Source organism: Pseudoalteromonas sp. S8-8 (genome assembly GCF_000497875.1).
Classification (GTDB): Bacteria; Pseudomonadota; Gammaproteobacteria; order Enterobacterales; family Alteromonadaceae; genus Pseudoalteromonas; species Pseudoalteromonas arctica.
Genome location: NZ_AUTR01000022.1, coordinates 1 through 18,876 on the forward strand (window position 1 = coordinate 1; position 18,876 = coordinate 18,876).

Here is an 18,876-nt window from a genome sequence, read left to right on the forward strand (position 1 = left end):
TCTACTCGAATTAAATTGTAGGCTAGCAATATACCCCATAGCTCTTGATTGACTCCATCCACAGTCTGACTACGCAAAAGAATACTATCCTCAAGCATCTGGTGTTTTATTTCTCCATAGCTATTTTCAATTTCCCAGCGCTCGAAATAGACATCAAGAATGGCCTGTGCACCAAAAGCCTGTTTATCATCCAAAGAGCACAGCAGACCTTTTATTTTTCCAGGCCCCATTGGCTCAGGATAAAGAACCAGTCTGGCCTGCCAGCACTCAGGAAGCGAAGGGTCTTGTTTTCTGGCATGCGCAGATACACTCATCTCTACTTTGAAGTCATGCTCAGAGTAAGATTCAATGACGGTGTATTGCGTGTTGCTTTTAATCGGGACCATCCAGTGCGACTGTGGGTGTTGCTTACGCCAATTAATCAGTAGCTCAGCGCTGAGATAACATCGGTCAAAAATAGTTAGACTGTTATCACTTACATGACCAAATAACTGCTTTGCGTAGTTCACCTCACCTTGATAACTGGGCCCGAAGGCAACGTGGTGTATCAACCGGCTACGCAAGGAGCTTAAGGCGCATAGGCGTACAATAGGATATTCTGTATGACGGTTTTTACTGTGCTTAATATAGTGAAAGTGCTCAGCAAGAGCAGGTGTATCAGGTGCACGAAATTGCGTTCCATCAACAGAAAATAACCGGAGTCCATACCACGTATCATCAGCATCTTCTTCTTGTGTCCAACGGGCTGCACATAGGTGAAATAAGGCTTGGAGGGGGTCGCTACTCAGGCGCTGTCTCGCTTGAGGAATAGCACTTGGAGCAACCGTATCGCCCAGGGTATCAGTGAGTGTTAAATCTAACTTCTCAACAACGTCACTAATAGAGCGGTCGCGAAAAAGACCCATTGCAATGATAAGCCAGACGACAAGCTCAGCAGGTAACTTACGTTTGCGAATACTTGCTTTATCGGTCTGCTCGAGCACATTAGAAATCCACTCAAGAGGGATATGTTTCTGAAATGTAGATAAAGAGTCAGGAGTGGCGAATATATCTGTATCAAGTAACCAATGACTAAGCATAAAAATACCCTCATAATCAAAAGATGATAAGGGTATTGTGAAGCAACCAAAAGATCGGTCAACCGATCAAAAATACCTTAACTGATCGGTGTTAGCCAATTGGCGGTTTTTTTATTTAAAACTAAGGGCTAAATTATAGCTCGCCTTCGTTTTCAGATAAGAACTTAGCAACGCCTTCAGGACTTGCGTCCATACCTTTTTTACCTTCAGTCCAACCAGCAGGACATACTTCACCGTGTTCAGTGTGGAACGCTAGCGCGTCAACCATGCGAAGCATTTCGTCAATGTTACGACCTAGTGGTAAATCGTTCACTACTTGGTGACGTACATTGCCTTCTTCGTCGATTAAGAATGAACCACGAAATGCAACACCCGCTTCTGGATGCTCAACGTCATACGCTTTACAAATTTCGTGTTTAACATCTGCAACTAGTGCGTATTGAACTTTACCAATACCGCCGTCTGCAACAGCAGTGTTACGCCATGCGTTATGTGAGAATTGTGAATCGATAGAAACACCAATTACTTCTACGCCACGCTTTTGAAACTCTTCAAAACGCTTATCAAATGCAATAAGTTCAGAAGGACATACAAACGTGAAATCTAGTGGGTAAAAGAAGATAACTGCTTTTTTACCTTTAATTGTTTCATGAAGGTTATAGCTATCTACAATTTCACCGTTACCAAGAACAGCTGCAGCGGTAAAGTCTGGTGCCTGGCGGCCTACTAATACACCCATTTTATTCTCCAAATATTTTGAGTTTGTTTTCAATTGCTTTCGCAATGCTGGTACTTATATGGGCGCTAAAAATTAAAAACCAATAGCGCACACATATAATTAATTGGCATTTTAGAGTTATTCACTACAAAAGAACAATCGCATTTAACGATGTGAGCAATCGAAAATAACGAACACTTACAACTTGCACTAATCTGCTTGAATAATAGGTCTATTTTGAAGTGTAAATTGCGTTGTAATTAGATAGAACTTTTGACGTTACTGAAGAAAGCTTAATACATTAAATTGTTTAAAAATTCATATAATGCGGTATTAATTTTTACAGCTACAAAAAAACCTGCAAATGCAGGTTTCTCGTTTAAATTTAATCCATTATATCTGAGGGCATATCGCCTCGAATTTTTTGCCAAATCTCACCTGTTTGATGACCGTATTTACGCATCATCGAAATAGCACCATCATGCTCTTTATTTTCTGCCAAGATTGTTAAATCTTTATAAAACTGACGAGCAAGTTCACGAGTTCCAGCATCAGAGAAGTAATGACAACCAATCTTTGAATAAAAGCCTCTAAAACCGTTGAGTATTAATACATAAATACGGTTATTACCCGCAACGGCTAATTCATGATGAACTTTGTAATCGTAGTCAGCAAATGCCTGCGCAGTGTCTTCTAGCTCATGACTTTGTGATAAAATTTCAATTACACGTTCAGGATTTAACTTAATTGCAGCACGTGTATAAATAGCACTAATATTAGTACGTGCAGATAAAAGCTGATCTGTCAGCTCTGGCATCTTGTCTTCATCTAAGCGCGCTAGTGTTTCAAGAATATTTAAGCCAGACGTTTCCCAAAAGTTATTTACTTTTGTTGGTTTACCATGCTGAATTGTTAACCAACCATCACGTGCTAAACGCTGTAATACTTCTCTCAAGGTCGTTCTTGTTACACCAATTAACTCTGAAAGTTCTCGCTCGGCAGGTAGAATTGAACCTGGAGGGAAATCGCCGTTCCAAATAGATTCAACTATATATTCTTCAGCAAATCCTGCTGGGCTTTTCGCTTTAAAAATTCTCATCCAGTTCCCACTCGAATTAATCAACACTCATCGTTTTACACGAATAACTGACTGATTGTACCAGACGAAGCATAACTAACAAGTAAAGTCAGGTATATTAATAAGCAAATGAGTAGAAATTAAAGATTAATAAATAATAAAATTTAGGTTTCTCTAATATCGCTACAATGTATAAATATACAGAGCAATATTCATTGTAGGTACATTGTAATTATTGGTATTTTTTATTTACACCATACCTAGCTTAATCAACTTAAAACACATAAGTACATTAAAAAGGAACACCTATGCAACAGAGCGTTCTAACCGCAACTTTAAAGAATTGATTAGGCAATGTACCAATGTAGTATAAGTAAGCGATATAACTAAGCTTATGTATCAATGGGAACTAAGTAGAGCGTCATGTAGCCTCTGCTGAGGCTGCATTGAGTGGTCAATAATTTCATCTTATAAAAAGCGACTTCGGTAGCTTTTTTTTCCTTTTTGTTGCCGCATACATTATCCTAGGTCATAATCTAACGTCTTATTTAAACGCGGAATTTTTATGAACTGGCTTGCCCAATTACCCACCCAACGTACCCCGTGGCTTTTATTTACAGCTATCGTTTTTTTACTTGAAGTGACCGCCCTTTTCTTTCAATACCAAATGGGATTGGCGCCTTGCATAATGTGCATATATCAACGTACAGCCGTACTGGGTCTATTAGGCGCAGGAATCGTAGGTTCGACTAAACCACAGAGCAAAGCAGTTCGTATATTAGCGTATGTAATTTGGGGTGTATCGAGTGTTTGGGGATATTTAATTGCTCGCGAGCATATTGATATGCAAACCACCACAGACCCTTTTGCATTTAGCTGTGAGTTTGAACCAAACTTCCCATCGTTTATGCCGTTACATGAATGGATACCTAGCTTTTTTCAGGCGACCGGGGATTGTGGAAATATAGATTGGCAGTTTGTTGGTTTGAGCATGCCTGCTTGGATGGAAATTATATTTGGGATTTTCTCACTAACACTATTTATTATAGTTATTGGCCGTTTATTAATTAAAAAGTCGATTTGATATGTTTACATTTTTTTCAAGCCAATTAGATGAGCTTAAACATCTAAAAGTACGCAAGCGCCAAGACGTAATAGCACTTTCTTTAAGTATGTTATCGCCAACTGATAAAGTGTTACTGCGTATTATTAAATTAATATTACTAAGTCCACTATTTTTAATATTCACGGTATTTAAAGGTTGGATATTAATCCCGTTTTTGATACTCGGCGGACTTTGCTACCCACTTTTAACAACACCTATTGAAATCAACTTTGCTAAAAAACACTTAAGCGATGCATTAAAACAATTTAATCAGGGCGCATAGCGCCCTGATTGTTATCTACTGCTATTAAAGTGAAATTTTCCCCTCTAATTTGGCTAATAGTTTTTTACCAATTCCTTTAACTTGCGATAAATCACTAACGCTTTTAAATTCGCCGTTTTCTTCACGGTAATCCACAATTGCCTGCGCTTTTTTCTTACCTATACCCGGTAGCTTAGCAAGCATATCTGCATCAGCATTATTTATACTAATTGTCTCAACTTGAGGCATTTGCTTAGTTACTTCCGATAATTGTGCATATACGGTAGTTGCAGGTAGTAAGCATAATAAGCTTATTATGAATAAATTTTTTAACGTTTTCATCAAACTTGTCCCTATTCTTCTTTTCTTAATTTTGAATGTTGCTTAGGAAAACCAAAAAGTAAGGAACTGAAAAGCTCATCATTTAAAGTGTACCTAAACGCATTATCACTATGATCCGAAATCCTGAAAATGCAGCTGGTACAACAAGTGATTGCTTAACTAAAGTAAAGTTACCGTTTTTTGTCAAATTTAAGACACCTAAAAATTAATACTTCGCGCTTGCAAATTTACGCCCAAACCATTACTGTACATAAAAACAGTAATCTAATGGTTTTTACAAACCACGGTGCCAAGCAATTTTGCAGGAGAAATCATGGCTGTTGTTGTTAAATATGTTGTAGAACGAAACGGAGTCGAGCGTATGACGTTTACTACCAAAAAAGAAGCTGATGCTTATGACAAGATGCTCGATATAGCAGAATCACTTGAGCTAATGCTAGAAAAGGTAGACGTACCGCTTAGTGAGCAACAAATTGAATCACTTGCTTTAGAAATAGCGAAAAGCAAAGATGACTTTATGACCATATTAAAGGGCGGCAAAGATCCAGTTGTTACCAAAGCGCCAGCAAAAAGTAAAAAGTCAGATAACGTTGCATCAATTGAAGATAACAACGATAAAAAAGCAAGTTAACTCGTAGATTGTCCTCTCCTCGGACGGGACAAACTAAATAAAAAAGGGAGCAACTTAGTTGCTCCCTTTTTTATTATACCAATTCGCTTAATTAAGTGATCTATTTTGAGGGTGGAAAAACGTGTTGATAGCTAGGCAAAAAATTTGATATTTAGTTGTTCTAAATGATAATTTTTTAACGCCGGTAGCAACACGTTTAGCACCGCAAAATGATTAAGTATTATCGCGGATTGGTATTACTTACTACTCATTTTAAAATGAATAGTAATTGCTATTTAAAGCTCTTTTTCTACTTCATCAAATAAAGCAGTGATGTTTTGCTCTGGCTCTTTTGTTACTAAGCTAACAACAACAATTGCGATACTCGCTAAAATAAAGCCAGGTACTATTTCATACATAAAGCTACTTAAACTTTCACCATTAATAGTAAACGGACCATAAATCCAAACAAGCACTGTAAACGCACCTACTAACATACCAGATAAGGCGCCAGCAAAATTCATACGTTTCCAATAAAGGCTAAACAATACAAGTGGTCCAAAAGCAGCACCAAAGCCTGCCCATGCATTACTTACTAGGTCTAAAATAGAGCTATCTCTATCGTACGCTAAATAAATTGCAAACAGGGCAACAAATGCAACGCTAATTCGACCAACAGTAACTAATTCAAAGTCGCTAGCATCTTTACGTAAAAATGTTTTATATAAATCTTCAGTCAATGAACTTGAGCTTACTAGCAATTGCGATGAGATAGTACTCATGATAGCAGCCAAAATTGCAGCTAGTAAAAAGCCAGCAATAAGTGGGTGGAACAATAACTCAGAAAGAATTAGGAAAATCGTTTCAGGATCTTCAACTATAATATTATTTTCATAAGTATAAGCAGCACCAAATATACCAGTACCAACAGCACCAAGGGCAGCAACAATCATCCATGTCATACCAATACGGCGAGCTTTAGGCATATCCTTAACACTACGTACCGACATAAAACGAACGATGATATGTGGTTGACCAAAATAACCTAAACCCCATGCCATTGCAGAAATAATACCTAATGCAGAGCCTGCTCCAATCCAGTTAAGCATATCTGGATTTACACTATGTAAAGTAGATTCTAGAGGTTGTTCAAGTAAAGAGTATGCAACGGTAGGCACTAGAATCAGCGCGATGAACATAATACAACCTTGCACGAAATCAGTTAAGCTAACCGCTAAAAAGCCACCAAACAAAGTGTATAAAACAACGACACCCGTTGTAATGTATAAACCCACTTCATAACTTAAACCAAATGAGCTTTCAAACAATTTTCCGCCGGCTACAACACCAGATGACGTGTAAAGAGTAAAGAAGACTATAATAACAACAGCAGATACAACACGTAATAAGTTTGACTTATCATTGAAGCGATTTGAGAAGTAATCTGGGATTGTTATAGAGTCATTTGCTTTTTCAGTGTACACACGTAATCTAGGTGCAACTAACAGGTAATTTAACCAAGCACCAATCACCAAACCAATTGCTATCCATGTACTACTAAAACCAGTAACAAACATCGCACCAGGTAGGCCCATTAAAATCCAGCCACTCATGTCAGATGCACCTGCAGATAGTGCAGCAACACTTGGTGATAGATTTCGTCCACCTAACATGTAACCTGATACATCGCCAGTAGATTGCTTATATGCATATAGTCCGATACCTAACATTACAACAAAATATAATGCTAGTGAAATAATCATTCCTGTTTCCAAATTAGCCTCCGCATAATTATTAATAACAGGCTCTTGATCCGAATATTGACTCTTAAAATATTATAATAAAGACACTATTAGGATAAAAACCATTCTCGCTGACTATATCATGCCTAACAATAAAATCTCCAACTTGTTGCTTCCAGCTGATACAAAAATACTCATGTTGAATAATTTTAAAGCGAATTGGTAAAATATAATGAATTAAATAGAAGAAACACCTTAATTTATAATGATAATTTATTAATCATGCAAATATACGTAATGCTATTTTGAATCTTTTGCCATATATTATTACAATACCCAATTACATCACTCTTACGGAACTGTTTATGTATTTTTACGCTGCACGTCAACCGATTTTAGATAGAGATAAAAAACTTATCGGTTATGAGCTTTTATTTCGTGATGGCGTTGATAACGTATTTCCCGATATAGATGGTGACGAAGCAACAACACGACTTATAGAGGGTAGCCAGTTTAATTTTGGTTTAGAAGATTTAACTGACAATAAACCTGCCTATATAAACTTCACCCTAGAAACACTATCAAAGGGTTACCCTACACTACTAGGTAAAGACACTATAGTTGTAGAAATACTTGAAACTATCCAGCCTGGTAAGCGTTTATTAGCTATCGTTAAAGATTTAAAAGATAAAGGTTACACTATTGCTCTTGATGACTACATTCATCAACCTGTATGGCGTCATTTTTACCCATTTATTGATATTATTAAAATAGACTTTTTAGCATCCGATATAGATACAATAAAAACGGTACTTAACGATTTAAAACCGCACTCACATATTAAGTTACTTGCCGAAAAAGTAGAAACCTATGAAATTTACCAACAAGCTTTAGAGCTTGGGTTTGATTATTTCCAAGGATTTTTCTTCTCAAAACCTGAAATGGTACAAAGTAAGGCTCTACCACCTTCAGAAATGGCATTAGCTGAATTGCTTTACGAAACATCAAGTGTTGATATGGATCTTAAGAAAATCACTGATGTGTTTGAACGTGATGTAAATCTATCTTATAAATTACTTAGGTATTCAAATTCTGCCGCATTTGCAAGACGCGCAGAAATAAGTACCATTAAGCAAGCTCTTATAGTGCTTGGCGCCAATGAAATTAAAAAGCTATTGTCACTACTGTTTGCAGCACAAGTATCAGCAGACAAACCTGTAGAGCTAATAAGGCTATCGCTTACGCGCGCTCGATTTGCTGAATTGCTCGCTATATCCCATGGGCAGTTTAAAGATACCGGCATGGCATTTTTAACCGGTATGATGTCGCTAATGGATGCAATTTTGGATGAGAGCATGGAAAGCGTGATGAAAAAGCTTCCACTTTCTAATGACATAAAAGCAGCGCTATTAAACGATGAAGGCTTGCTAGCAAAATATTTAAACTTAGTTAAATACTACGAGCAAGCAAACTGGTCAGCTGCAAACGAGCTAACGAAAGAGCTAAATCTAGGTGAAAAAGTTCCCGATGCTTATCATGAAGCGCTAGCTTGGGTTAATGAACAAATGCAGTTAGTAGTGAACGAAAAATAAATATATAAACAGCAAATAAAAACGCCAGCATTTAGCTGGCGTTTTTATGAGTGGCTTTTCAATTATAAACTTTCTAAAAAGTCTTCATCAAAATCAGCTGGCTCTTCTTTTATAGGTGGGTTGCCATCGTACAGCTCATAAATTTGACGCTGAAAGTAGATATCTTTTACAAATAAGTACGGATCAAGTGAATCATTTAATAGCCCTTCTTGAGGTATTAATGATGCACGAGCTTCTACCGCTTTTAAAACAAACACTAGAATAGTTTGTGGAGTCGTTAGCGCAACTTCAGGTAATACAAAGTTGTCGACTACATCACCGGTCAGGTTACGTGCTGTTGTAGGACCCATGCCAGGTAGCATTAAATAAGCGCCATCACCCACGCCCCATACACCTAACGTTTGTCCAAAGTCTTCATCTACAATTTCAAGACCAAGTGAACTGGCAACATCAAAAATACCAAAAATACCAACCGTAGAGTTAACTAAAAAACGCGCTAAGCTCACACTTGCATTACCCGGCTTACCTTGCAAACCCGCATTAATCATATCGACAGGTGCTGTAATATTACCTGTGAAATTAACAATACCATTTCTTACCGGTACAGGCGTTACTTCAACATAACCTACAGCAACTGGGCGCAATAAATAAGCATCCAGTACATCCATATTAAAGTCGTATAACGGACGATTAATACTTTGCAGCGGATCTCTGTCATCTACTTTGCTTTGTGGTACTTGAGCACACCCGGCTAGTATCAATAAACATAAAAAAGTAAAACTGTGTTTTAACATCTAACGTCCTTAAGGTATTAATGTATCAATTTGAAGTTGGTAGTCACTTACACTTTCACGCTTTAACGACTCTGAATGACCTTCTAGCTCACCAGAACTTGGCATAACCGAGTCATCTATAGAAATACGCGCCGAAATAATAATATTTTCTGCACTAGATAAGTTAAGCCCTGCAACCATTGCACTACTATCACTCAACTCAACTGTAATTGGAAATGAATATTTAGCGAGTTTAACAGCAGCTAATGGCATTGGCGAACCACTTGCTGCTTTTGCAAATATAAACAAGATACCGTCTTTTGGCTGTTTATCTATAAGCTCTTTTGCAATGTCGACTGTAACTGCAATAGCACCCGTTGTAGTAACTGGCATAACAGAACCTTCCGCTCGCATTTGCTTCTCTATATCAGCAATACGCTCAGAGATCATGCTATAACGAGAATCATTTTTTTCCATACTCGCAAGTAAAACTTCAAATGCAGCTTTGGCTTGAGGCCAATCTTTACGCTCATAAGCAATGAGTGCTAATAACGAAATTGCATCTAAATTGGTAGGCTCTACTTTTAGTACTTTTGAGAGCATACCTGCCGCACGGGTCATATTAGCTTCGCTACCTTCTAGCAATAAAACTTGGCTGTAACTAATAAGTACCTGCATATTATCAGGATTCATACGAAGTGCTTTATCAAATGACTGCTGCGCCATGTCAAATTCATTAAGCGACATAGCAACTCGTCCAAGTAGCATCCAAGCGACTTCGTCATCACCTGAGCGGCTAAGCTTTGTACGAAGTGCCAATGCAAAAGCCTGCAGCTCATTTTGGCTAAGCGGCTCACCTTTTTGCATTACAGCACGCTCGCCGTAATCAGCTAAATTATCCATTGCATCATGCCAAGCCGAAATTTGCTGCTGGCTACCCGTTAAACCATAAAAAACACCTGTTAGAGCAAGAACAAATGCGCCACCAGTTAAAGCAAAAATACGATTATTACCTTTGCTGTTTAGTGATTTTTCTGGTGATAACTCATTCAATAAACGGCGTTTTAATTCAATAATTGATTCTGCATGATTTACGGTATCAATACGCTGATTATCTAAATCGGTTTGTAAATCAACTAAACGCTGCTCATAAATGCTAATTAGCTCAGCATTGGCGTTATGAGTAATTGTTTGAACGCGCTCTTTTTTTAAAAAAGGCAACATCACAAACCCAAGAGCAACCAGTGTGAGTAAAGCAAAACACGCCCACATTAAAATCATTTAACTTTGCTCCTGACGTTTATTTTGTTCAATTAGCTTCGTTAACAGCATTTCGTCGTCACTGCTCCACGTTTGTTTTACTGATGCTTTTCGCTGGCGAATAACAATAAAACCAAAGCCGACTATGACAATTAATACAGGTAATACCCAAAGTACTAAAGTCGCTGGTGTAACTGGTGGGTCGTAATGAACAAAATAGCCAAAGCGGTCAATCATGTAATCAATCACTTCGTCTTTGCTCTTACCTTCTTTAACCAATACAAGTACTTTATCGCGCAAGTCTTTAGCAACAACAGCGTCAGAATCCGCAATGTTTTGATTTTGACACTTAGGACAGCGCAGCTCTTTAGTTAGCTCTTCAAACAATATTGCTTGTTTGTTGTTATCAAATTGATAGCGATCTTGCTCTGCAAACGCACTGATGCTTACAAAAAGGCTAAGCGTAAGTAGTAACCATTTCATTATTTAAGCTCCTGCATAATTGGCGCAAATTTGGCTCGCCATACTCGCGGGTTTATATCGCCCGTGTGATGCAACAAAATAGTGCCGTTTTTATCGACTAAAAATGTTTCAGGCGCACCCGAAACACCTAAATCCAACGACAAAGTACGATGTAAATCCAAGATATTAAATTGATATGGGTCACCCGCACGTTGTAGCATATCGCTCACTTCACTGCGAAGTGATTGCATATCAAAAGGGCCATCAAAGTCAGCGTCGTAACCTTGTACGTAATAAAGCCCAATAATTTTAACGCCTTGCTCACGTAACTTAGTTAAATAACCAAGTTCAACTAAACATGTTGGGCACCAAGTACCCCATACATTTAGTAAGTAAACTTCGCCTTTTAAAGACTCGTTAGTCCACGGCTTATTGTCTTGCATTAAATCAGGTAGATTAAATGCTGGCATTTCTTGACCTAACCGACCCGTTTGAATTTCACGAGGATTAGCAAAAAGGCCTTGGTATAAAAATACACACACAAAAGCAAATACTAAAAGCGGCGCAATAGCTAAAATTTTACGGTTCATAAAACATTCTCCGATGCAGCTCTACGCGCTGTTTTAGCTGATGTACGGTAGCGTTTATCAAATAAAATCATAAATCCAGCTAGGGAAATAAGCACACCACCAATCCACATCCAACGAACAAACGGTTTATGATAAATGCGAAGTGACCATGCACCTTGGCTCAACTGCTCACCTAACGCTAAGTATAAATCACGTGTAAAGCCTGCATCTATTGCCGCCTCGGTCATAAACTGCATACCAATATCATACTTACGCTTTTCGGCGTGTAAGCGTGTTACTAGCTCATTGTTTTTAAGCACCGATACAACACCAGCATGACCACTGTAGTTCGGCCCGCGAATAGTTTTAACACCATCAAAGCGGTATTCATACTCGTTAAGCTGAACTGTGTCGCCTTGTTTCATCGATACGTCACGCTCAACTGAATATGCTGATGTAAGCGTTACACCTGCAATAACAAACGAAATACCAATATGCCCAAGCACCATAGCCCAGTAACTTACACCTAAGCGTTTTAAACCTTCTTTTAAGGTGCCGTGTACAGCAGATTTAGTATAAATGTCGATCCCAGTTGATATTGCAATCCAAACCGCAAGCGTAGTGGCTAGTAGCGTAAGTGGTTTTACTAAATCGTAACTTGAAAACAACCAAGCACAGGTAATCACTACACTGGCTAATACGCCCATTAATATTTTGTTTTGTAAGAAAGCCCATTTATTTTGCTTCCAGCGTAAAAATGGCCCTATCCCCATCAAAATAGCAAACGGCACTAAAATTATTGCAAACATCTTATTAAAAAACGGTTCGCCAATAGAAATACTGCCCAAGCCCATTTCTTTATGAACCATAGGTAATAAAGTACCCAGCAATACGATTAATGTAGCAACTACTAAAAATATATTATTGAGCCATAACGCCACTTCGCGTGATACAAACTTGTATCGACCTTCACTATGTACTTGCGATACACGCAGTGCATATAACGCTAAGCCACCACCTACAACTATGCCTAAAAAGGCGAGTATAAATAAGCCTCTATCAGGGTCTGTTGCAAAAGCATGTACCGATACAATAATACCCGAGCGCACAATAAATGTGCCTAATAAGCTCAATGAAAATGCTGCTATAGCAAGTAATACGGTCCACGATTTAAACACACCGCGTTTTTCAGTTACGCTTAACGAGTGCAGTAATGCGGTCGCAACAAGCCATGGCATTAATGATGCGTTTTCTACTGGATCCCAAAACCACCAGCCACCCCAGCCAAGTTCTGAGTATGCCCACCAGCTACCAATTGTAATACCTAGTGTTAAAAAGCCCCACGCAGTCATTGTCCAAGGACGTGACCATTTAGCCCACGTGTTATCAAGCTTGCCAGTTAATAGCGCAGCAATAGCAAAAGAGAAAGCAACTGATAGCCCTACATAACCCATGTAGAGTAATGGCGGGTGAATAATCATGCCCGGATCTTGAAGCAACGGATTTAAATCACGCCCTTCTACCGGGAAATAAGGAAGTAGGCGCTCAAACGGGCTTGAAAGTAGTAAGGTGTACATCATAAAACCTACACCTAAAAAACCAAGTACGCCCAATACTCGGGCACGTAGCACCCAAGGGAGTGATTTAGAACGCGCAGCAACAACGGCAGTCCAACCAGCTTGCATTACTAACCACAGTAAAATAGCGCCTTCATGGCCGCCCCATGTAGAGGTGATTTTGTAATACCAAGGTAGCGTACTACTTGAATGATATGCCACATACGATACGGTAAAATCATCCGTTACACTGGCGTAAATAAGTGCTGCAAAAGAGATTAAAACAAAAGCGAATTGCCCAATTGCTAAAGAGGGAGCTGCACGCATTAATCGAAGATTACCGGTATGCGCGCCCCAAAGAGGAAAAATACACAGTAAAACGCTTAGCACCATGGCAAGCGTTAAAGAAAAATAACCAATTTCTGGGATCATAGCTAATTACCACTATCTAAGTTGTATTTTGGTTTTTCGTGCTTAATACCTTTAACTGCCTCTGCAACTTCTGCTGGCATATATTCTTCGTCATGCTTTGCAAGCACTTCAAATGCTTCAATAACATTAGGTTCGATTAATACGCCCTGCGCTACAATGCCTTGCCCCTCACGAAACAAGTCTGGCAATATGCCTTGATAACGCACGGTCACTAATGGACCTGTATCAATTAGCTTAAAGCTTACTTGTAAGCTCTGTTCATTACGCTCAACCGTGCCTGGTACAACCATGCCACCAATACGTAGCTTTTGGCCAATGAATGGTTTTTCTTTATTAGGCCCTTTGCCATCAATAAGTTCGCTTGGCGTATAAAAAAGATTAATATTTTCTTGAAGTGCATAAAGCACTAAACCAATTGATCCACCAATACCAAACAGTACGGCAATAATTACCAATAGGCGCTTTTTACGTCTTGGATTCATGAGGCTTGTTCCTGTTTAGCTTTTTTAATTCGCGCTTCACGTATTATTTGTTGCTCAACTGAAGCCATAATACGTTTGGTATCTCTTAAAGAGTTCACTAAAATACCGAGTAAAATAAGAGCGCATGTACCAAAAGAAAGCCAGATATAAAACCCATAGCCTCCCATTGCAATAAAATCAGAAAAAGAGTCAAACTGCATAATTACCCCTTATTTAACAACAAACGCACCCACGGTCGGTGCTTTTCGCGTTGTAAAATTTCATTTTTAAGACGAATTAAAGTCACTGTTCCTACAAAAGCAGCAAAGGCTAAAATATTAACCATAAGTGGCCAAAACATACTTGGGTCTATTGCTTTAGTGTCTAGTTTTGTAATGCTTGCGCCTTGGTGTAGCGTATTCCACCACTCAACTGAGTAATGAATAATAGGTAAATTAATTACGCCAACAATTGCTAAAATAGAAGCTGCACGCCCTGCTGACTTCTTATCTTCAAATGCATGATAAAGCGAAAGCACGCCAAGATATAAAAATAATAAAATAAGTTCAGACGTTAAACGCGCATCCCATACCCACCAAGCACCCCACATAGGTTTACCCCATGCAGCGCCAGTAATAAGCGCTATAGCTGTAATACAAGCACCAACAGGCGCTATAGCAATAACGGCAAGTTCGGCATTTCGTAGTTGCCATACAAGTGCAACAACAGCTGCAATAGCCATTGATGAGTAAGCCCCCATAGATAAAATGGCAGAAGGCACATGAATAAAAATGATACGGTAGCTGTCTTTTTGTTGGTAGTCGGCAGGTGCAAAACCAAGCCCCCATACCCATCCAACAATCATACTAACTACGGTAACTACGGCAAAATATGGCAGTAACGTATTGCATAACTGGTATGCACGCTCTGCTTTAGCATAGGGATGTAACCACTTCCACATTAACTTACACTCACTTTTAAAGCTGACGATATGGCAATTGGTGCGCTTATAATAGCAATAAGTAACATTGCACCAAGGATGGCAAGCTGCCCACTATAATCCAGTGACATTGTACTGGTATCGATAGCCGACGTTGCAAAAATCAAAACAGGAATATACAAAGGCAGTACGAGTAAACTCATCAAAATACCCCCTTTTTGTAATCCCACAGTAAGCCCAGCGCCTATTGCGCCAATAAAGCTCAATAATGGTGTGCCTAATAATAATGTTAAAACGGTTGCTGTTAACGCCGTACTTTCTAGGTTTAACAACAATGCAAATAGCGGGGTCATTAATACAAGCGGTAAACCTGTCACCACCCAATGAGCAGCCACTTTAGCAAGTACGGTTAACGATAACGGGTAAGACGATGCAATTAACTGCTCCAATGAGCCATCATTAAAATCATCTCTAAACAGTTTATCCAAGCCCAGCATGGTAGAAAGTAATGCGGCAACCCAAATAATTCCCGGTGCCATTCTCGCTAGTAAACCAGGCTCAGGCCCGATTGCTAACGGAAATAATGAAATTACAATTAAGAAGAACAAAATAGGATTTACAATTTCAGCGCGCTGGCGAAACGCAAGTTTTACATCTTTGGTAAATACCGCACTAAATAGCAACCAATAAGAATGTTGACGAGTCATTAGTGACGATACTCCAGTGTAACCGTTTGCAAGTTACTAAAATGGGTCGTTAAGTCTTGGTGAGTCGTTAACAAAATAGCTCCACCGTTTAGTAAGTGCTCGGTAAATCGCTGCTGTAAAAAGGCAACACCGCTTTTATCAAGCGCGGTAAATGGCTCATCAAGTACCCATAATTTAGCATCACTTAACCAAAGCCTGACCAAAGCTACACGTCTTTGTTGTCCAGCAGATAACATTCTAACCGGTACATCTTCAAGTCCAACAAGGCCAAGTTGCGCTAAAATGGGATACAAGTCAGGCTGGTTTATGTAGCCATTAATTTGTAACCAATGACGAACATTTTCAACTGCACTAAGCTGAGTATTTACACCTGTTTTGTGGCCTATAAAGAGTAGTTCTCTGGCATACTCTTCGTAATACTTAGATATAGGCTGTTCTTGAAATAAAACAGCTCCTTCATCAGGCACAGAAAAGCCTGCGATAATACGCAATAGCGATGTTTTACCAGCCCCATTAGGACCCGCTAATTGCATGATTTGACCGCTATTAAGGCTAAAATTAAGATCCGCAAACAAACAACGATCTTGCTTGATGCAGGTGACGGACTTAATGTGTAACAAGATGACGATTCTCTCTGCCAAAAATTAGGCGTTAGTCTACCATAATGATAGGGTAATACGAATATTGCTTTAAAATCGATTCACTTAAAATAGAGAAAACTTGATTTAAAATAATGAATACGCCAACGCAAATAACATTATCTAATTCATTGGTTATCAATCAATCGACAAACCCTCAAACCAATGAGTTATCGCAATTACCTAATGAGGTACTTGCGGCTAAAAACATTCAATTTTCGAAAGACTCGATTACGCTTGATGTATTTATTGATAAACATTGGCAAACATTAAGACTTGGCACTACAAGCGCACCTCAAAATTTACAAAAGATAGCCAGTGCTAACATACAACTTAGTCCCGATGGCAAACAGCTCAACATCACGCCAAACACTACAACCCTTACTTTAAATCAACCAGTACAATTACAGCGTTTATTAAATTATGTAAGCACGGGCACTGAGGTACAAAGCAAACCAATGGATTTACAGGTGGTTATGTCCCCTACCCCAAAATTAGTAATTGATAAACTTAACGCCAGTATTGCCATAAATAAAGACGTAGCGCAGTTACTTTTAACTGAGCAGCCTTTAAAAGTAGTTGTTAGTACGACTAACAAAGGCGCACAGCTTAATGTTATTAATCGCTTTGCAGATACAATTCATACGCAACCACTTAGCCAAACTAAACTTACTAAATTACTCGTGGCCTTATTACCTAGTGCGCAACTTCAAGCAACACCTAAACTAGCTATTTTGACTCATCCTCAAAAGTCAGGTTCGTTTACAACGCCTATTACTAATCAACAAGTTAGTGAGCTACCCAACACCCCCATTAAGGTAAATTTAATAAATCAGGCTGATAAATTACTTATTAAAACCGATACTAATAATATAAAAGTAACTCTTAATAACTCATTTTCTAAACCGTTTAACGAGTTACTTTTAGCTCAAAAAAGCAGTGTCCCTGAAATACATTTTTCTGCGTCCACTATTAAAGCAAGCCCACTGCTTACACCTGATAGCCCAATAAAGTCGTGGCTACAAAATAGCTTTAGTGATTTAAAAACGCGAATTAATGATGCAGTTAAATATTTTGAAAGTAAGCCCTTTGCAGCAGCAAATAAATCTGAGTTAATGCCGCCGTCTGGATCATCTGCGATACAAAGGCCGAGCTTAGTTATGCAATTAACAGTATCACCGTTAAATAGAGTTAACATTACCCAAAATGTAAGTACTGCGTTAAATAGTAATACGAGCAATACTTTACCAGAGCACTTTTCAAGACTTCCGCCACTTGTACAATTAACTCAGCAAATAAAAGGAAGTGTTAGTGTTTGGCAATCATCTACAAATATAACAACAGCTAACACGCCAACGCCAAATAATATTACTCAAAATGGAGTGGCGAGCGCTAAGCCAAGTAATTTAAACGCGAGTCAATTGAGTGCTCTGAATATTAGTACTAACAGTAAAGTTGATACGTTAATTAAGCCTACAAGTGAAATTGTTACTAAAGGGCAAATAACCTCTTCAGTGCAACCAGTAATAAACGGCAACAATCAAAACAGTGCAAACTCAGCCTCGATTAAAAACATGCTCCCATTAGCAGAGCCGTTATCTAATATTGCCTCTCGTAGTCAAATGCTACAACCAATAGAAGCAAAGCTATTAAGCACACTATTAAAGCTTCCTGATACCACAATCCCTACGGATAGATTAGCTGGTAACAAACAGCTTTTAAGTAGTCAAATTACTGACATTACAAATAGAGCAACAAAAGAAACGCCCGATTTAACTCGCTTAATTAACCAAGCATTTAATCGCATGGTCTCAAGTAATAATATTAACCCTGCGACCATACGGCGTGAAGTATTAGCCACCTTACAACCATCTCAATTAACGGGTGATATACTACAAAGTAGCTTCACTAAAGGACTTGAACAAGTTGCAGTGAGTATTTTAGCAGCCCCTATAATTAGCCAATCAGTAACACCGATAAACTTTAATAACCAAACTGGCTTAGATGCACTTTTACAAGTACTCATACCTACTTTTAAAACAGGAAACGCGGGAGCAAAAATACTTGAGCAACTGCAGCAAGCTCAAGTTCAAGCATTGGCTAGCGAAATCGTACACGTTAAAAACACACTTACCCAAGTAAGTGTTTCAACACCAAATCAACAACCAGACACAAACCCGCTTGCACAATTTTTATTACCAATGAAATTGCCGCCTGAGGCCGCCCAAACAGAAATAACATTGGGGCAGTATAAAAAGCCAAGCGCAGATAAATTAGAAGATAAAAATGTATGGTTTGTCAGGTTAAACTTTGATTATGCACAGATTGGGCAGTTACAGATTACCGCTGAGTTAATGGATAAAGCACTCGATTGCCAGCTATTAGCCTCGAGCCAAGAAGTAAGCGCAATTGCTCACCCTCACTTAGATAATTTAAGATCCAAACTAGCTAAGCACGGTTTACAAGTTGGAGAGCTCAACTTAAAGCGAGGCGATGCAAATAATCAGGCATTTTATAAATCTCATGCAATTATTAATATTAAGGTTTAGT

At 38.7% G+C, this 18,876-nt stretch carries 20 protein-coding genes; 5 read left to right on the forward strand and 15 right to left on the reverse strand.

Annotated elements, in window-relative coordinates:
- The 3 genes from L659_RS0105990 to fadR form a co-directional block, all read right to left on the reverse strand.
- On the reverse strand, positions 1 to 1,079 hold a 1,079-nt coding region (locus L659_RS0105990), incomplete at its 3' end, for an IS4 family transposase (protein ID WP_024589926.1).
- A 133-nt stretch (positions 1,080 to 1,212) separates the two neighbouring features.
- Positions 1,213 to 1,818, reverse strand: coding sequence for a peroxiredoxin (locus L659_RS0105995; protein ID WP_007378637.1), 606 nt, complete (start codon positions 1,816 to 1,818; stop codon positions 1,213 to 1,215).
- 364 nt (positions 1,819 to 2,182) lie between these two features.
- On the reverse strand, positions 2,183 to 2,896 hold the full coding sequence (fadR, locus tag L659_RS0106000) for a fatty acid metabolism transcriptional regulator FadR (protein WP_004335692.1): 714 nt from the start codon (positions 2,894 to 2,896) through the stop codon (positions 2,183 to 2,185).
- Positions 2,897 to 3,440: 544 nt separating this feature from the next.
- Between fadR and dsbB the strand changes: the two genes are divergently transcribed.
- Positions 3,441 to 3,959, forward strand: coding sequence for a disulfide bond formation protein DsbB (gene dsbB / locus L659_RS0106005; protein ID WP_007584117.1), 519 nt, complete (start codon positions 3,441 to 3,443; stop codon positions 3,957 to 3,959).
- A gap of 1 nt (position 3,960) precedes the next feature.
- The gene (locus tag L659_RS0106010; protein WP_010553884.1) at positions 3,961 to 4,263 is read left to right on the forward strand and encodes a DUF6170 family protein; all 303 of its coding nucleotides are present in this window, start codon (positions 3,961 to 3,963) and stop codon (positions 4,261 to 4,263) included.
- Between the two features lie 24 nt (positions 4,264 to 4,287).
- Here L659_RS0106010 and L659_RS0106015 read toward each other — a convergent pair whose 3' ends face one another.
- A complete protein-coding gene (locus L659_RS0106015; protein WP_024589927.1) occupies positions 4,288 to 4,584 on the reverse strand; it encodes a ComEA family DNA-binding protein in 297 nt (98 codons plus the stop codon).
- Between the two features lie 313 nt (positions 4,585 to 4,897).
- Here L659_RS0106015 and L659_RS0106020 point away from each other — a divergent pair, with 313 nt between their 5' ends.
- The gene (locus tag L659_RS0106020) at positions 4,898 to 5,215 is read left to right on the forward strand and encodes a YebG family protein (RefSeq protein WP_007584105.1); all 318 of its coding nucleotides are present in this window, start codon (positions 4,898 to 4,900) and stop codon (positions 5,213 to 5,215) included.
- 275 nt (positions 5,216 to 5,490) lie between these two features.
- Here the strand turns inward: L659_RS0106020 and putP are convergent, their stop codons facing one another.
- Positions 5,491 to 6,969 carry a sodium/proline symporter PutP gene (gene putP, locus L659_RS0106025; protein ID WP_024589928.1) on the reverse strand — a complete coding sequence of 493 codons (1,479 nt, stop codon included), beginning with the start codon at positions 6,967 to 6,969 and terminating at the stop codon, positions 5,491 to 5,493.
- 332 nt (positions 6,970 to 7,301) lie between these two features.
- Here putP and L659_RS0106030 point away from each other — a divergent pair, with 332 nt between their 5' ends.
- Positions 7,302 to 8,528 (forward strand): EAL and HDOD domain-containing protein, encoded by a 1,227-nt coding sequence (locus tag L659_RS0106030; RefSeq protein ID WP_007584100.1) that lies wholly within the window; start codon positions 7,302 to 7,304, stop codon positions 8,526 to 8,528.
- A gap of 62 nt (positions 8,529 to 8,590) precedes the next feature.
- Here the strand turns inward: L659_RS0106030 and L659_RS0106035 are convergent, their stop codons facing one another.
- From L659_RS0106035 to ccmA, 10 genes are read right to left on the reverse strand one after another with little or no spacing between them, the layout of a single operon-like run.
- Complete coding sequence (locus tag L659_RS0106035) at positions 8,591 to 9,322, reverse strand: MlaA family lipoprotein (RefSeq protein WP_007585858.1); 732 nt, start codon at positions 9,320 to 9,322, stop codon at positions 8,591 to 8,593.
- A 9-nt stretch (positions 9,323 to 9,331) separates the two neighbouring features.
- A complete protein-coding gene (ccmI, locus tag L659_RS0106040) occupies positions 9,332 to 10,582 on the reverse strand; it encodes a c-type cytochrome biogenesis protein CcmI (protein WP_024589929.1) in 1,251 nt (416 codons plus the stop codon).
- The gene (locus L659_RS0106045; protein ID WP_024589930.1) at positions 10,583 to 11,044 is read right to left on the reverse strand and encodes a cytochrome c-type biogenesis protein; all 462 of its coding nucleotides are present in this window, start codon (positions 11,042 to 11,044) and stop codon (positions 10,583 to 10,585) included.
- Positions 11,044 to 11,613 (reverse strand): redoxin family protein, encoded by a 570-nt coding sequence (locus L659_RS0106050; RefSeq protein ID WP_024589931.1) that lies wholly within the window; start codon positions 11,611 to 11,613, stop codon positions 11,044 to 11,046. The genes L659_RS0106045 and L659_RS0106050 overlap by 1 nt, the downstream gene beginning before the upstream one ends.
- Entirely contained in the window at positions 11,610 to 13,580 is a 1,971-nt protein-coding gene (locus L659_RS0106055) for a heme lyase CcmF/NrfE family subunit (RefSeq protein WP_024589932.1), read from the reverse strand. Before L659_RS0106055 ends, L659_RS0106050 begins: the two co-directional genes overlap by 4 nt.
- Before the next feature lie 2 nt (positions 13,581 to 13,582).
- Complete coding sequence (ccmE, locus tag L659_RS0106060; protein ID WP_007585848.1) at positions 13,583 to 14,062, reverse strand: cytochrome c maturation protein CcmE; 480 nt, start codon at positions 14,060 to 14,062, stop codon at positions 13,583 to 13,585.
- Complete coding sequence (ccmD, locus tag L659_RS0106065) at positions 14,059 to 14,262, reverse strand: heme exporter protein CcmD (protein WP_007585846.1); 204 nt, start codon at positions 14,260 to 14,262, stop codon at positions 14,059 to 14,061. The genes ccmE and ccmD overlap by 4 nt, the downstream gene beginning before the upstream one ends.
- A 2-nt stretch (positions 14,263 to 14,264) precedes the next feature.
- Entirely contained in the window at positions 14,265 to 15,002 is a 738-nt protein-coding gene (locus L659_RS0106070) for a heme ABC transporter permease (protein WP_007585844.1), read from the reverse strand.
- Positions 15,002 to 15,688: a heme exporter protein CcmB gene (gene ccmB, locus L659_RS0106075; RefSeq protein WP_002959286.1), complete on the reverse strand. Its 687-nt coding sequence runs from the start codon at positions 15,686 to 15,688 to the stop codon at positions 15,002 to 15,004. The genes L659_RS0106070 and ccmB overlap by 1 nt, the downstream gene beginning before the upstream one ends.
- Positions 15,688 to 16,308 (reverse strand): cytochrome c biogenesis heme-transporting ATPase CcmA, encoded by a 621-nt coding sequence (ccmA, locus tag L659_RS0106080; protein WP_096058052.1) that lies wholly within the window; start codon positions 16,306 to 16,308, stop codon positions 15,688 to 15,690. Before ccmA ends, ccmB begins: the two co-directional genes overlap by 1 nt.
- A gap of 113 nt (positions 16,309 to 16,421) precedes the next feature.
- Between ccmA and fliK the strand changes: the two genes are divergently transcribed.
- Positions 16,422 to 18,875, forward strand: a complete 2,454-nt coding sequence (gene fliK / locus L659_RS0106085; protein WP_024589933.1) for a flagellar hook-length control protein FliK — start codon at positions 16,422 to 16,424, stop codon at positions 18,873 to 18,875.
- Position 18,876 lies beyond the last annotated feature (1 nt).

What these genes read in the sequence shown, in the direction of transcription:
- L659_RS0105995 (WP_007378637.1), bottom strand. Translation starts at nt 1,818, where the DNA reads ATGGGTGTATTAGTAGGCCGCCAGGCACCAGACTTTACCGCTGCAGCT.
- fadR (WP_004335692.1), bottom strand. Translation starts at nt 2,896, where the DNA reads ATGAGAATTTTTAAAGCGAAAAGCCCAGCAGGATTTGCTGAAGAATAT.
- dsbB (WP_007584117.1), top strand. Translation starts at nt 3,441, where the DNA reads ATGAACTGGCTTGCCCAATTACCCACCCAACGTACCCCGTGGCTTTTA.
- L659_RS0106010 (WP_010553884.1), top strand. Translation starts at nt 3,961, where the DNA reads ATGTTTACATTTTTTTCAAGCCAATTAGATGAGCTTAAACATCTAAAA.
- L659_RS0106015 (WP_024589927.1), bottom strand. Translation starts at nt 4,584, where the DNA reads ATGAAAACGTTAAAAAATTTATTCATAATAAGCTTATTATGCTTACTA.
- L659_RS0106020 (WP_007584105.1), top strand. Translation starts at nt 4,898, where the DNA reads ATGGCTGTTGTTGTTAAATATGTTGTAGAACGAAACGGAGTCGAGCGT.
- L659_RS0106030 (WP_007584100.1), top strand. Translation starts at nt 7,302, where the DNA reads ATGTATTTTTACGCTGCACGTCAACCGATTTTAGATAGAGATAAAAAA.
- L659_RS0106035 (WP_007585858.1), bottom strand. Translation starts at nt 9,322, where the DNA reads ATGTTAAAACACAGTTTTACTTTTTTATGTTTATTGATACTAGCCGGG.
- ccmI (WP_024589929.1), bottom strand. Translation starts at nt 10,582, where the DNA reads ATGATTTTAATGTGGGCGTGTTTTGCTTTACTCACACTGGTTGCTCTT.
- L659_RS0106045 (WP_024589930.1), bottom strand. Translation starts at nt 11,044, where the DNA reads ATGAAATGGTTACTACTTACGCTTAGCCTTTTTGTAAGCATCAGTGCG.
- L659_RS0106050 (WP_024589931.1), bottom strand. Translation starts at nt 11,613, where the DNA reads ATGAACCGTAAAATTTTAGCTATTGCGCCGCTTTTAGTATTTGCTTTT.
- L659_RS0106055 (WP_024589932.1), bottom strand. Translation starts at nt 13,580, where the DNA reads ATGATCCCAGAAATTGGTTATTTTTCTTTAACGCTTGCCATGGTGCTA.
- ccmE (WP_007585848.1), bottom strand. Translation starts at nt 14,062, where the DNA reads ATGAATCCAAGACGTAAAAAGCGCCTATTGGTAATTATTGCCGTACTG.
- ccmD (WP_007585846.1), bottom strand. Translation starts at nt 14,262, where the DNA reads ATGCAGTTTGACTCTTTTTCTGATTTTATTGCAATGGGAGGCTATGGG.
- L659_RS0106070 (WP_007585844.1), bottom strand. Translation starts at nt 15,002, where the DNA reads ATGTGGAAGTGGTTACATCCCTATGCTAAAGCAGAGCGTGCATACCAG.
- ccmB (WP_002959286.1), bottom strand. Translation starts at nt 15,688, where the DNA reads ATGACTCGTCAACATTCTTATTGGTTGCTATTTAGTGCGGTATTTACC.
- fliK (WP_024589933.1), top strand. Translation starts at nt 16,422, where the DNA reads ATGAATACGCCAACGCAAATAACATTATCTAATTCATTGGTTATCAAT.